The organism is Halomonas sp. ABH4_019 (genome assembly GCF_056159885.1).
The window spans coordinates 250,224-262,704 of the sequence record NZ_JBSWWC010000002.1; the positions used below are offsets into that span (position 1 = coordinate 250,224).

Here is a 12,481-nt window from a genome sequence, read left to right on the forward strand (position 1 = left end):
CGATGAGCGAATGGTGGAGCTACCGGCCCGCGGACCTGCTGATGTTCTCGCTGCGCGTCTACGAGCGATTGTTCGTGCTGCACAATCAAGCGCTGTGGCCGGCCCAATGGCTGGCCCTGGCGCTGGGTCTCGCCGTCCTGGCGGCCCTCTGCCGGCCGCGACCGGCGCAGCTGCGCGGCGTGCTGGTGCTGCTCGCCGCGGGTTGGGCCTTCGTCGCCTGGGCCTTCCTGTGGCAGCGCTATGCCCCCATCCACTGGGGCATCCGCTACCTGGTGCCGCCGTTCGCGCTCCAGGCGATGGCGCTGCTGGCCCTGGGCCTGTGGCGAGGCGGCCCGCCTGACGTCTCGGCGCGAAGGGCGACGCGAACCGCGGGGCTGGGGCTGGTCGCCTACGCCGTCGTCCTGCATCCGCTCGTCGCGGTGCCGCTCGGGCGCGGCCTGGCCGGCGCCGAGGTGGTCGGCCTGACGCCCGACCCGCTGGCCATCGTCACCCTGGGCGTGGCGGCGATGCTGCGCTCGCCGCGGCTCGGCTGGGCGCTGCTGGCGCTACCCGCCCTGTGGTGCCTGGCGAGCGCCGCGACCCTCGCCCTGCTCGACACCCCGGCCGCCTGGCCACCGCTGCTGGCCGTCGTGGTCGCCGTGGCGGCCAGGCTCATCCGGCCGCGCGGGGCGGCGTGACGCCCCGGCGATTCCCCTCGCGGCCGCGCCCGTGGCATAGACTGGATGACACACCCACGACCCCGGGAGCGACCCGCATGGCGGATCCCCCATGCACGATCTGATCGCGACCGCCGCCCGGGCCCTCGCCGCCGGCGACCCGCTCGGCGCCCTCGACCGGGTCGCCCTGCGCGACGACGCCCCGGCACTGGCCCTGCGCGGCATCGCCATGGCGCAGCTGGGCGACTTCACCCGCGCCCGAACGCTGCTGCGAGACGCCGCGCGGGCCTTCGGGCCCCGAGCGGCGGCGGCCTGGGCCCGCTGCGTGCTGGCCGAGGCCGAGGTCGCGCTGGTCGCCCGCGAGCTCGGCTGGCCGGGCCAGGCCCTGGCCACGGCGCGCGCCACCCTCGAGGCGCACGGCGACCGGGTGAATGCCGCCCATGCGCGCTACCTCGAGGCCCGGCGCCTGTTGCTGCTCGGCCGCCTGGACGCGGCCGACGAGCGCATCGCCGACATCTCCTTTCACGACCTGAGCCCCGCCTCCCGGGCGTCCTGCGAGCTGGTGAAGGCCGGCATCGCCCTGCGCCGGCTGCAGACGGCGCCGGCCCGCGCCGCCTTCCGCCGTGCGACACAGGCGGCGCGGGTGGCCGGGGGCCCGGCGCTGATGGCCGAAATCGAGCAGGCCTCGAAGGCGCTCACGCGCCCCGCCGCGCGGCTGATCGTCGCCAGCGAGACCCGCCCGCTGCTGCTCGAGGAGGTCGAGGCGTTGTTGGCCACGTCGACGCTGGTGGTGGACGCCTGCCGGCACCTGGTACGCGCCGAGCGCACGCTGCTGCCCCTCGGCCGGCGCCCGGTGCTGTTCGCCCTTGCGCGCCTGCTGGGCGAGGCCTGGCCCGACGACGTGCCGCGACAGGCGCTCATCGCCCGCGCCTTTCGGCAGCGCCATCCCGAGGCCTCCCACCGGGCGCGGCTGCGGGTCGAGATCGGCCGGCTGCGCCGGGCCCTCGGCCCGCTGGCCGGCGTGGTCGCGACGCCGAGCGGCTACCGGCTGGCCCCCGCCGCGGGCCACGGCGTGGCGGTGCTGGCGCCGCTCGTGGAGGGCCGGCACGGGCGACTGCTGGCCCTGCTCGCCGACGGCGAGGCCTGGTCGAGCTCGGCGCTCGCCCTGGCGCTGGGCACCAGCCAGCGCTCGGTACAGCGGGCACTGGACGCCCTCTCGACGGACGGCAAGGTGACAGCCATGGGGCGCGGCCGGTCGCGGCGCTGGCTCGCCCCGCCCGTGCCGGGATTCCCGACAACCTTGTTACTCCCCGCCCCGCCGCCGAGTGCCTAGGCTGGAGGCATCTAGCCACCACACGGGAGCACACCATGAAAGGTTCCACCGCCGAGATCATCGCCGAATACGGCCCCTTCCCCGACATCGCCGGCATCCATGGGGTCACCTACGACGGCCAGCGGGTATGGTTCGCCAGCGACGGGCGGCTCACCGCCCTGGACCCGGACAGCGGCGAGATTCAGCGCACGCTGGAAGTCGCCGCCGACGCCGGCACGGCCTTCGACGGCCGCCATCTGTTCCAGATGGCCGGCGACCGCATCCAGCGCATCGACCCCGACAGCGGTCGGGTGCTGGCCACCATCCCCGCGCCTCCGGGGGACTGCAACTCGGGCCTCGCCTGGGCGGAGGGCTCGCTGTGGGTGGGCCAGTATCGCGACCGGCGGATCCAGCAGATCGATCCCGACACCGGCGAGCTGCTGCGCAGCATCGCCACCGACCGCTTCGTCACCGGGGTCAGCTGGGTCGACGGCGAGCTCTGGCACGGCACCTGGCAGGACGACGAGAGCGATGTGAGGCGACTCGACCCACGCACCGGCGAGGTGCTGGAACGCATCGAGATGCCCGCAGGCACGGGCGTCTCGGGGCTCGAGTCCGACGGGGCCGGGCGCCTGTTCTGCGGCGGCGGCGATGGCGGCACGCTGCGCATCCTGCGCCGGCCCGCACGCGCTCTCAACGACGACGCCACCGAGACGACGGCCGACGCCTCCTCGCCCTGAAGGGAATGGCCAGGCCCGCGCCCCTCCCTGCCCGACCCGCCGCCGCCCGGCGCGGGTCAGGCAGGGCCCAGCACGCCGCCCGCCCAGCCGTAGGCGATGCCGATCGACAGCCCGAACACCACATGGGCCACCAGCATCGACAGCGGCGCGATCAGCCCGAAGCCCAGGCCGAACAGCCCGGACCCCGCCAGCGGAAAGACCGTGACCATCACCACCAGCCAGGCGGCCAGGCTGAACTCCAGGCCGCGCCGCATGTCGGTGCGGCCCGGCAGGTAGGGCGACAGCAGCCCGAACAGCAGGCCCCAGATCAGGGTGCCCACCACGAAGTGAATGGCCCAGGCCACCATCCGGCTGTCCGGCGTGCCGAGCAGGTCGTGGGCGGCCAGGTTCATGACCTCGATGGGGTCGTACCAGGGCATGATGCCCGCCGCCAGGCGCAGCACCAGGATCATCGAAATGACGAAGGTAGCCACGAAGCCGGCCAGCATGCCCCTCACCAGGCGATTCCCCATGGCGGTTCCTCCCCGCGACGACTGTGACTTCCAGTGTAGAAGCTCTGCCATGGACGGCCTCGCGGGTCGCCAAGACGGTCATTTGCGGGACGAGGGCGCTCACCAGCCGGCCATGCGAATACCGCCGGGGACCAGCCCGGCCGATGCTCACTCGCCTTCTCTCAGGGTCGGATAGCCCTCGATGAACACCCAGTCGGTCGACTTGGCCGGGATATGACACCCCAGGCAGGTAGTTTCGAAGCCTTCGGAGACGTTCACGTCCGGGGCCCCGGCCTCGAAGAGCGCCCACCCCCAGCCCTTGCTCCAATGGGGGCCGTCGAAGCGTTTCTGCGTATCCTTGACCATCACGAACCAGACCTGCATCTCCCCGGCCCAGAGCGCCGGCCCGGTGGTCTTATCGCCGGATTCGATACCGCGGATCTCCTTGATGAGCACGGTGCCATCGGCGAATTCACCGCTTTCCCGGTAGGCCTGGACGGCCTCGGGTTGCGTATAGACATCGTGGAACCCCGGCCCCGGCGCCTCGGCGTCATCGACCGCCCAAGACCCCAGATGCACCCAACTGGCCCTGGCATCCTGCGGGAATGAGATATTGCCCTCGCCGTCCACGTGGTCCCGGAAGGTCGTCGTCGCCAGATCGCTGGCCAAGGCCGGGGCCGCCGCCAGGGTCCACAAGGCCACCATGCCAAGCGTCGTGATCGTCTTCATCGCCTCGCTCCTCCTGTCGGTTCAGGTGCCGTTTCGATCATTCCTTTTGACAGGTTAGGATGGCGGCGAGACGATTGGACTCCAGAGGTCTTAAAAGTGCGTCCAGGAGTCTCACGATGGACCGACTCGCTCCCCTGCTGGCCCGCTTCCATCTCACGGCCAGCGTGATCAACGCCGGGCCGCTGTGCCACGGCACCCACCATCCTGCCCAGACGGGCACCGGCTTCATCCATATCCTGACCCGGGGAACGGTGGAGCTGGCCCTGGCGGATGGCACGCAGCGCCGATTCGATCGGCCGGTCCTGATCCTGCTGGCAGGCGACAACGCGCATCGGCTCGGCCCGGCGCCCTCGGGCGCGGAGACCCTGTGCGGGTCGTTCCGTTTCGGTGCCGGCGATGCCTGCCCGATCTATCGCGCCCTGCCGGCGCTACTGGCGATTCCCCTGGACAGGCTGGCCGACCTGTCCGGCCTGCTGGCGCTGATGCTGGCGGAGATGAGAGAGGAGCGCTGTGGTCGGCAGGCGGCCCTGGATCGGTTGTGCGAGCTGCTGGTGATCCAGCTGCTGCGCTACCTGATGGATGCCGGCGAGGTGGATGCCGGGCTGCTGGCGGGCATGTCGCATCCCAAGCTGGTCAAGGCGCTGATCGCCATCCACGACCGGCCGGCCACCGCTTGGTCGCTGACGGGGCTCGCCACCGAGGCCGGCATGTCACGCGCCCGCTTCGCCAGCGTCTTCCGCGACACGCTCGGCCAGCCCCCGGCCGCCTACCTGGCCCAGTACCGGCTCGGCCTGGCCAAGACCCTGCTGCGCGACGGCGTGTCGCTCGACGCCATCGCCGGTCGCGTAGGCTATAGCGGTCCCTCGGCCCTGGCCAAGGTGTTCCGCCGCCATACCGGCCACTCGCCATTGGAATGGCGACGGGCCGACGCCGGGACATCGTCCCCCTAGACGGCCTCGGGGATCGCGCAGGCGATGAGGTTTCTCCGCCCCCTACGCCCCGAACGCCGCCGCCCCGTGCGACATCGCACGGGGCGGCGAAGGTGACACGTCCGAGCGTGTCGCGAAAGCGAGCCGGCTCGTTCAGGCGCGCTGCCCCTCGGCGGACGCGTCCTCGCCCCCCGCCTCGGCAATGCGCTCGCCCTCGCTGCGGCCGATCAGCGCGCTGCCGACCAGGTCGCCGGTGACGTTGAGCGCCGTGCAGCCCATGCCCACCAGGGCGTCGATGGCGGTGAGCAGCGCCACCGCCTCGATGGGCAGGCCCACCTGGGCGAACACCGTGGCGATCATCACGATGCCGGCGCCGGGTACCCCGGCGGTGCCCACCGAGATCAGGGTGCCGACCACCACGATCTGCAGCATGCTCATCCAGTCCAGCGGCGCCCCCGCCACGTTGGCGGCGAACACCGCCGAGATGGCGATGCGGATCGCCGCGCCATCCATGTTTAGGGTCGCCCCCAGCGGCAGGCTGAAGCCGTAGAGGCCGCGGGGCAGGCCCAGGCGGCGCGCCGCGTCCAGGGTCAGCGGCAGGGTGCCGGAACTGCTCTGGGTGGCGAAGGCGGTGGCCATGGGGGTGCGCGCCTCACGGAAGAAGGCCAGCACCGGCACGCCGAAGCCCTTGAGCAGGCCCAGGTAGACCAGCAGCTGCACGCCCAGCGCCACGTAGAGCACCACCACCATGTCGCCGAGCGACAGCAGGGTATCGAGCCCCTGCTCGGCCACGGTGCCGGCGACGATGGCGAACACGCCCACCGGCACCACGTGCAGGATGCCGCCCATCACCTTGAGGGTCACGGCGTTGAGCGCCTCGATCAGCCCGGCCAGGCGCTCGCCCAGCTCGCCGTGGGTCTCGGAGCGACGCAGCTTGGCCACGGCGAGGCCGAACACCAGGGCGGTGAAGATGATGCCGAGCAGGTCCTGGCCGGCGAAGGCCTCGACGATGTTGGTCGGCACGATGCCGAGCACCACCGAGAGGATGCCGGGGTTCTCGGGCACCGACACCGAGGCCGCGCCCTCCAGCGACATGCCCTCGCCCGGCGACAGCAGGCTCGCCACGCCGAGGCCGACGGCGATCGCCAGCGCCGAGGTCGCCAGGTAGTAGAGGAACACCTTGCGGCCGATGCGCCCCAGGCTGCCGGCCCGGCCCTGGTTGATGCCGGCCATCAGGGTGAACAGCACGATGGGCAGGATGATGAACTTGAGCAGCCGCATCAGCAGCTCGCCCAGCGGGGCCAGCGCCTCGCCGACGGCCGGCCCGCCGACCAAGCCGACCGCGGCGCCCAGCACCAGGGCAACGGTGACCCGCAGGATCAGCGAGGCATCGCGATAGCCGCGCCACAGGGATGTCAGGGGAGTGGACATGAGGACCTCTTGAAAACGATAAGCGCCGCGGACCCTAGGCCCGCGGCGCTCGAAGTGCAAAGACCGGATGGTTAGGAACTTATAACGTCCTGGGTCCTGTGCTCGAAGTCGCTGGCGTCGTGGCGCTCGTGGAGCTGCATCTCCGGCTCGCCGAAGGTGCGGTTGACCATGCGGCCGCGCTGCACCGCCGGGCGGGCGTCGATCTCCCTGGCCCAGCGCAGCACGTGCTCGTACTCGTGCACGCTCAGGAACTCGGCGGCATCATACAGCCGGCCCAGCACCAGCTGGCCGTACCAGGGCCAGGCGGCCATGTCGGCGATGGTGTAGTCGTCGCCGGCCAGGTAGCGCGTTTCGGCCAGGCGGCGATCCAGTACGTCGAGCTGGCGCTTGGTCTCCATGGCGTAACGGTCGATGGGGTACTCCAGCTTCTCCGGCGCGTAGGCGTAGAAGTGGCCGAAGCCGCCGCCGACGAAGGGCGCGCTGCCCATCTGCCAGAACAGCCAGTTCAGGGTCTCGGTACGCCCGGCCGGATCGCCCGGCAGGAACGCCTCGAAGCGCTCGGCCAGGTAGAGCAGGATCGCACCGGACTCGAACACCCGGATCGGCTCGTCGGGGCCATGATCGACCAGCGCCGGGATCTTGGAGTTGGGGTTGGCCTCCACGAAGCCGCTGCCGAACTGGTCGCCGTCGCCGATGCGGATCAGCCAGGCGTCGTACTCGGCGTCCTGGTAGCCGAGCGCCAGCAGCTCCTCGAGCATCACCGTGACCTTCACCCCGTTGGGCGTGCCCATGGAATAGAGCTGGAAGGGGTGCTCGCCGACCGGCAGCGGCTTGTCGTGGGTCGGCCCGGCAATGGGGCGATTGACGCTGGCGAAGGTGCCGCCGCTGGCCTTCTCCCAGCTCCAGACCTTCGGTGGTGTGTAATCGTTGCCTTGGCTCATGCGATCTCCTCGATGGCGATGGGCATTGCTCGTACCGTCATATGGGGGCACGTTAGCGAGCTATCAACCTGCGACTGACCTTAGCCGATCGGCACCTGCTTCGCGAGGGAAGTGATAGCCATCGACGCAATAACCAGGCCCTATCGCCTCGCCGGACACATCCGCATCTTCGTCGACGCCAACCGGCCTCGCCGCGTCAGCGAACCGCCCGCTGCCAGGCGCGGCGCGCCTCGCGACCGAGCCCACGGGGCAGCACGAGGCGCGTGGCGCCGAGGTAGCCGAGAAACGCCCGGGCGGCCGGCTCCAGCGCCTCGGCCAGGCCCTCGGGCAGCCGGGCCGGCAACACGTCAGGCTCCCAGTGCCAGGCGAGGATCGTCAGGGTGCCCTGCCGGCACCGGGCATCGAAGCGGGCCACGAAACGTTCGCCCCACAGCACCGGCACCACGTAGTAGCCCCAGCGACGCTGGGCCTCGGGCTTGTAGACCTCCCAGACGTAGTCGAAGGCGAACAGCCGGGCGACGCCGCCGCGGTCCCACATCAGCGGGTCCAGCGGGGCGAGAAAGCGCACCTCCCGCGACGGGGGCACCGGCGGCTCGGCGTCCTCCAGCGTCGCCAGGGCCTCGGGCGTCGTCCAGTAGGCCGTGCCGTCGACGTCGAGCTCGACCAGCTCACCCCGGGCGATGGCACGGGCGGCGATGCGATCGCGCTCCGCGCGGGGGCACGGCAGCGACCAGACGGCACCGTCGGCCGCAGGGCGCAGCAGCCCGGCGGCCTGCACGCGCCGCACCACCAGCCGCTGCAGGGCCTCGTCGTCGCTGGCCTCCGCCACGCTCGCCCCCTGGGGCAGCACCCGCTCGGGCAGGTCGTAGGCATGGCGGCCGCCGACGCGATGGTGGGTCATCAGGTGGCCCGAATCCCACAGCGCCTTGAGCAGATGCCGCGAGCGCTTGGGGCCATACCAGCTGCCGCGCAGGGCGGGATCGGCCCGCTGGTCGCCGAGCTCGAGGCTGGTCGAGGGGCCATGGCGCTCGACCTGCGCCACCAGGGCGCGAGCTTCCGGGGCCTCGACGTCCACGCCCCGATGCTGCCAGCGCCGGGCGAACCAGCGATGGAACGGCGCCTGGGCCCACCACTCCGCGGGCCGGATCAGGCTCGCCTGCTTGTCCCAGCCGTCGACCAGCCACCGCTGCTCATAGGCCGCCTGCTGCCAGTCGCCCTGGTGATAGCCGGGCACCCGGGCCTGCAGCACCAGGTCGGGGTTGGTGCCGACCGGCGCCAGGGGATCGAACTGGATGGTGCCCAGGCGGCGGATGACGCTCGCCAGCGGCGCCGGGCGGAAGTGATAACGCACCAGCAGCCGGCGGGCGTCGGCAGGTGTCAGCGTGAGGCGTTGAGAAGCGGTCATCGGCGGTCCATGTCCCGACATCGTTGCGAACGTTCGCCCAGCCTAGGTTTTGTGCGAAAAGTCGGCGAGCGATGGCCAGACAAGGCAAAAATCGGTGAAAAGACGGAGTTTACGTGGTGTAAATGAGTACTTTAAGCCGATTTTTAACGCCGTATGGGCGAGCGCAGACAGTTTTCGTACAGAACCTAGGGGAAAGCGTGGGGGTTGGCGCGGCTGGCTACTCGGTGTCGTCGCGATAGCCCTCTCCGCTGAATTCGATCAGGCAGAACCCGTGGCCGAAGGGGTCGGAAAACGTGACGCACGTTGAGCCACGCCAGTGGACGCGCTCGCTCTCCTGGACCGCGCCACAGCCAAGCACCCGCGCGGTGGCCCGGTCGATATCGTCCACCACGACATCGAAATGCACGGGCGTCCAGTGCCTCGCGTAATCCCGGTGCTGCCCGCTGCCCTTCGCGCAGGGTGAGCCACTGTCGTGCCTGAGCAGGTAGATCCTCGCCTCTGCCCCCGTCAGCTCGGCGACATCGTCATCGAGCTCGCGACCGAGCACCAAGCCGAAGGCGGTGCAGTAGAAGGCAATGGCCGATGCCAGTTCGGGCACGTCGATATTGATCAACATCTGCATCGCGCTGGTCTCCACTTCGCCCCATCGACGTATAGCGCTGAAGATAGCCATCGCCATCGGGGGCCACCGCTTTTTTCCTCCTGCGGTGCCTCTCAGGCGGGATCTCCCCAAACCGACGCGCCGATGGCTCCGGTACGGGTCACCAGGCTCGATGCTCGCATCGTCATTCGCGCACCAGCCGCGTCAGCCGCACGTCCACGGTGAGGGCGAGCGAGGTCAGCGCCGCGGCCTTCTCGCGCCCTTCGGCGCTGGCCCGGTGCAGGTGCGGCGTCATCGCCATCAGGTCGGCGATGGGCTCGGCGCCCTCGAGCTCGATGGCGTAGCGCAGCGTCTCGCCGGAGTGCCGCGTGAAGCCCTCGGGCGCGGCCTCGTCGTCCTCGCGGGGCGGCTTCACGCTCGGGTAGATGATCTCGCGCAGCTCGCGCAGGTGGTCCGGCCCGGCCTCGACCATCAGCAGCTCGCCGCCCGGCTTCAGCACCCGGGCGAACTCCGGGTAGACGGGGAAGCCGAACAGGCAAAGCACGCGGTCGAGGGTCTGCTCCTGCACCGGCAGGTGGGCGTTGGTGCCGACCACCCAGGTGGCGGCCTTCTCGCGCTTGGCGGCGGCCAGCACCGCCCACTTGGAGATGTCCACGCCCAGCAGCGACAGCCTGGCCGCCTCGCCCTGCCCTTCCGCCATCTCGGCCAGAGCGCGCAGGTAGAAGCCCTCGCCGCAGCCGGCATCCAGGCAGTGTAGCGTGCCGCCGGCGGGCACTTCGGCCAGCACGACGCGGCTCACCGCCTCGGCGATGGGCCGATAGTGGCCGGCCTCGAGGAAGCGCCGCCGCGCCGCCACCATCGTCTTGCTGTCGCCGGGATCGCGGGAGCGCTTGTTCTGCACCGGCAGCAGGTGCACGTAGCCCTGGCGGGCGATATCGAAGCTGTGGCCGGCCGCGCAGCGCCAGGCGCCGTCGCGACGCTGAAGCGGGTCGCCGTCCAGCGGGCAGGCCAGCGCCTCGAATGATGTGGTGCTCATGGGGCGGCCATCCCCCTCCGTTCCTGCCTTCGTTACGCGATTCATGACGCTCTCGTGCCGCTGCTGTGTTCACGGTCGCGCCACCGGGCCCTGCCCGATGGCGCGCGCTAGGCGACATTATACGCGGGCGGCCAGCCGACCGACGGCGGCGATGGTCTCGTCGCGCTCGGCAGGACGCTGGCCGACGCCCTGGTGCCGCTCTGCGATTGGGGAAATGCGAACCGCGATTCGATCCACTCCAAGATCAGGTCGCTATCCCAGACGGAACGCCGTGAGTGGGCAGATGGGACGGCTGCCTCGACTCCTCTGGGTAGTCCACCTAATCCGGCGACGGACCTCTCTCGAGGAAGGTCGAGAGCGCGATGTAGCTGCGTACCGAGCGCACGCCTTCCAGGCTCTGGATCTCCATCAGGAAGCTCTCCAACGACTCGGTGTCGGCCGCACGCACCTTCACCAGCACACAGCCGTCGCCCGCCACGGTGTGCAGTTCCTCGACCTCGGGCCTGTCGGCGAAGGCGAGCAGTTCGCGGGTGGCGTGGTAGCTGCTGGTATCGACCACCAGGAAGGTCAGCAAGGTGCGGCCAAGCTTGCAGCCATCGAGCCTGGCGACGGTGCCCTTGATGACCTCATCGCGCTTGAGCCGCTTCACCCGGTCGTGCACGGCGGGAGCGGACAGGTTCACGATCTTGCTGAGTTCGGCGTAGCTCCGCGACGCATCTTCGGCGAGCGCACCTAATATCTTTCGGTCGATCGCGTCGAGTTCGGCCGGACGATGCCTCACCTGGCGAACAATATCTTTTTCTTTATCCGAGTCGGGCATTTCGCGTTTATCTCTGAATAACATGTCTCATAGAATCAATATAGCCGAACAATATTCTTCCTGAAACATCGCGAATGGAGACTTTCCCATGCCCATAGCCCTCTTCGCGCTGGCGATCGGCGCCTTCGGTATCGGCCTGACCGAATTCGTCGTCGCCGGCATCCTCCCGCAGATCGCCAGTGATTTCGGCGTCGACATCCCGGCGGCCGGCCTGATGGCCACCACCTATGCGCTGGGCGTGTTCGTCGGCGCGCCCATTCTCACCGTGCTGGGCGCGAGGGTCCCGCGCAAGACGATGCTGATCGGCCTCGCGCTCATCTTCACCCTCGGCAACGTGATCACCGCCCTGGCCCCGACGCTGCCGGTCGCGCTGGCGGGCCGCATCCTGACGGCGTTCAATCACGGCACCTTCTTCGGCATCGGCTCGATCATCGCCGCCTCGCTGGTCGCCAAGGACCGTCAGGCAAGCGCCATCGCCTTCATGTTCTCGGGCCTGACGATGGCCAACCTGTTCGGGGTACCCGCCGGCACCTGGCTCGCCCAGACCTTCGATTGGCGGCTGGTCTTCTGGCTGATCGCCGGGATCGGTCTCGTCACGGTGCTCAGCGTCGCACTGCTGGTGCCGCGGATCGAGGCGGGCAAGTCCATCGCCCTGAAAGCCGAACTGCGCGCCTTCATGGATCCCCAGGTACTGCTGTCCATGGGCATCACGGTGTTCGGCCCCGCCGCCTTCTTCACGTCGATCACCTACATCGCGCCGATGATGGTCGAGGAAGCCGGGGTGTCCGAGGCCGGCGTGGCACAGCTGATGGTGCTGTTCGGGCTCGGACTGGCCGTCGGCAACTGGATGGGGGGCCGCTTCGCCGACCGCTCCCTGTTCGGCACCCTGTTCGTGACGCTGGCCGCGCAGGCGGCGGTGCTGTTCGTCTTCTGGTTCGGGGTCGAGAACGCTGCCGTGGCGGCGGTCTGCGTGTTCCTCATGGCGGCCTTCGGCTTCGCCACGGTCTCGCCGATCCAGAAACTGGTGATGGACCGTGCCAGCCGCGCGGGAGCGCCCACGATGGCCGCCTCGGTGAACATCGGCATGTTCAACCTCGGGAACGCCATCGGTGCCTGGGTCGGCGGCGCGACGATTGCCGCCGGATTCGGCCTGGCCTCACCGAACTGGGCGGGCGCCCTCCTCTCGCTCGTGGCCCTGGGCCTGGCCGTGATCGCCTGGGCCAGCGCCGGCCAGGCATACGCCGCCGCCACCGCGGAGTAAGGCGATCCTTCCGTCATGGCCTGCAGCGCCGGCGACGAGACCTCGCGCCACGAGCCGCCCTTCCGACACTCCGGCGCCGCGGCGCGACCTTGCCGGCAAAACCCCAGAACCCGCCAATTGGCGGGTTCT

Annotated in this window: 13 protein-coding genes; 5 read left to right on the forward strand and 8 right to left on the reverse strand. The window is 70.2% G+C overall.

The genetic code is table 11. From position 1 onward, the window contains the following. Positions 1 to 2: 2 nt before the first annotated feature. From ACXAFN_RS08310 to ACXAFN_RS08320, 3 genes are all read left to right on the forward strand, one after another. On the forward strand, positions 3 to 677 hold the full coding sequence (locus ACXAFN_RS08310) for a DUF6064 family protein (protein WP_474987853.1): 675 nt from the start codon (positions 3 to 5) through the stop codon (positions 675 to 677). A 91-nt stretch (positions 678 to 768) separates the two neighbouring features. Next, on the forward strand, positions 769 to 1,989 hold the full coding sequence (locus ACXAFN_RS08315) for a helix-turn-helix domain-containing protein (RefSeq protein WP_474987855.1): 1,221 nt from the start codon (positions 769 to 771) through the stop codon (positions 1,987 to 1,989). A gap of 35 nt (positions 1,990 to 2,024) precedes the next feature. Beyond that, the gene (locus tag ACXAFN_RS08320; protein ID WP_474987857.1) at positions 2,025 to 2,708 is read left to right on the forward strand and encodes a Vgb family protein; all 684 of its coding nucleotides are present in this window, start codon (positions 2,025 to 2,027) and stop codon (positions 2,706 to 2,708) included. Between the two features lie 56 nt (positions 2,709 to 2,764). Here ACXAFN_RS08320 and ACXAFN_RS08325 read toward each other — a convergent pair whose 3' ends face one another. Both ACXAFN_RS08325 and ACXAFN_RS08330 read right to left on the reverse strand, forming a co-directional pair. Continuing rightward, on the reverse strand, positions 2,765 to 3,220 hold the full coding sequence (locus ACXAFN_RS08325; protein ID WP_474987858.1) for a DUF6789 family protein: 456 nt from the start codon (positions 3,218 to 3,220) through the stop codon (positions 2,765 to 2,767). Between the two features lie 147 nt (positions 3,221 to 3,367). Beyond that, positions 3,368 to 3,928 (reverse strand): cytochrome P460 family protein, encoded by a 561-nt coding sequence (locus ACXAFN_RS08330; RefSeq protein WP_474987860.1) that lies wholly within the window; start codon positions 3,926 to 3,928, stop codon positions 3,368 to 3,370. Between the two features lie 116 nt (positions 3,929 to 4,044). Between ACXAFN_RS08330 and ACXAFN_RS08335 the strand changes: the two genes are divergently transcribed. Then, positions 4,045 to 4,878 carry an AraC family transcriptional regulator gene (locus ACXAFN_RS08335; protein ID WP_474987862.1) on the forward strand — a complete coding sequence of 278 codons (834 nt, stop codon included), beginning with the start codon at positions 4,045 to 4,047 and terminating at the stop codon, positions 4,876 to 4,878. A gap of 132 nt (positions 4,879 to 5,010) precedes the next feature. Here the strand turns inward: ACXAFN_RS08335 and ACXAFN_RS08340 are convergent, their stop codons facing one another. The 6 genes from ACXAFN_RS08340 to ACXAFN_RS08365 all read right to left on the reverse strand — a co-directional run bounded on the left by ACXAFN_RS08340 (position 5,011) and on the right by ACXAFN_RS08365 (position 11,091). Next, positions 5,011 to 6,288 carry a dicarboxylate/amino acid:cation symporter gene (locus ACXAFN_RS08340; protein ID WP_474987864.1) on the reverse strand — a complete coding sequence of 426 codons (1,278 nt, stop codon included), beginning with the start codon at positions 6,286 to 6,288 and terminating at the stop codon, positions 5,011 to 5,013. A 71-nt stretch (positions 6,289 to 6,359) separates the two neighbouring features. Further along, entirely contained in the window at positions 6,360 to 7,229 is an 870-nt protein-coding gene (gene yghU / locus ACXAFN_RS08345) for a glutathione-dependent disulfide-bond oxidoreductase (protein WP_474987866.1), read from the reverse strand. Positions 7,230 to 7,425: 196 nt separating this feature from the next. Then, positions 7,426 to 8,634: a DNA glycosylase AlkZ-like family protein gene (locus ACXAFN_RS08350; protein ID WP_474987868.1), complete on the reverse strand. Its 1,209-nt coding sequence runs from the start codon at positions 8,632 to 8,634 to the stop codon at positions 7,426 to 7,428. Positions 8,635 to 8,851: 217 nt separating this feature from the next. Further along, entirely contained in the window at positions 8,852 to 9,256 is a 405-nt protein-coding gene (locus ACXAFN_RS08355) for a VOC family protein (protein ID WP_474987870.1), read from the reverse strand. Positions 9,257 to 9,419: 163 nt separating this feature from the next. After that, positions 9,420 to 10,271 (reverse strand): putative RNA methyltransferase, encoded by an 852-nt coding sequence (locus ACXAFN_RS08360; RefSeq protein WP_474987872.1) that lies wholly within the window; start codon positions 10,269 to 10,271, stop codon positions 9,420 to 9,422. A gap of 319 nt (positions 10,272 to 10,590) precedes the next feature. Continuing rightward, on the reverse strand, positions 10,591 to 11,091 hold the full coding sequence (locus ACXAFN_RS08365; RefSeq protein ID WP_474987874.1) for an Lrp/AsnC family transcriptional regulator: 501 nt from the start codon (positions 11,089 to 11,091) through the stop codon (positions 10,591 to 10,593). Between the two features lie 88 nt (positions 11,092 to 11,179). Here ACXAFN_RS08365 and ACXAFN_RS08370 point away from each other — a divergent pair, with 88 nt between their 5' ends. Then, positions 11,180 to 12,352, forward strand: coding sequence for an MFS transporter (locus tag ACXAFN_RS08370; RefSeq protein ID WP_474987876.1), 1,173 nt, complete (start codon positions 11,180 to 11,182; stop codon positions 12,350 to 12,352). Positions 12,353 to 12,481 lie beyond the last annotated feature (129 nt).

Coding starts and splice junctions, on each gene's coding strand:
- ACXAFN_RS08310 (WP_474987853.1), top strand. CDS start 3: ATGAGCGAATGGTGGAGCTACCGGCCCGCGGACCTGCTGATGTTCTCG.
- ACXAFN_RS08315 (WP_474987855.1), top strand. CDS start 769: ATGCACGATCTGATCGCGACCGCCGCCCGGGCCCTCGCCGCCGGCGAC.
- ACXAFN_RS08320 (WP_474987857.1), top strand. CDS start 2,025: ATGAAAGGTTCCACCGCCGAGATCATCGCCGAATACGGCCCCTTCCCC.
- ACXAFN_RS08325 (WP_474987858.1), bottom strand. CDS start 3,220: ATGGGGAATCGCCTGGTGAGGGGCATGCTGGCCGGCTTCGTGGCTACC.
- ACXAFN_RS08330 (WP_474987860.1), bottom strand. CDS start 3,928: ATGAAGACGATCACGACGCTTGGCATGGTGGCCTTGTGGACCCTGGCG.
- ACXAFN_RS08335 (WP_474987862.1), top strand. CDS start 4,045: ATGGACCGACTCGCTCCCCTGCTGGCCCGCTTCCATCTCACGGCCAGC.
- ACXAFN_RS08340 (WP_474987864.1), bottom strand. CDS start 6,288: ATGTCCACTCCCCTGACATCCCTGTGGCGCGGCTATCGCGATGCCTCG.
- yghU (WP_474987866.1), bottom strand. CDS start 7,229: ATGAGCCAAGGCAACGATTACACACCACCGAAGGTCTGGAGCTGGGAG.
- ACXAFN_RS08350 (WP_474987868.1), bottom strand. CDS start 8,634: ATGACCGCTTCTCAACGCCTCACGCTGACACCTGCCGACGCCCGCCGG.
- ACXAFN_RS08355 (WP_474987870.1), bottom strand. CDS start 9,256: ATGCAGATGTTGATCAATATCGACGTGCCCGAACTGGCATCGGCCATT.
- ACXAFN_RS08360 (WP_474987872.1), bottom strand. CDS start 10,271: ATGAGCACCACATCATTCGAGGCGCTGGCCTGCCCGCTGGACGGCGAC.
- ACXAFN_RS08365 (WP_474987874.1), bottom strand. CDS start 11,091: ATGCCCGACTCGGATAAAGAAAAAGATATTGTTCGCCAGGTGAGGCAT.
- ACXAFN_RS08370 (WP_474987876.1), top strand. CDS start 11,180: ATGCCCATAGCCCTCTTCGCGCTGGCGATCGGCGCCTTCGGTATCGGC.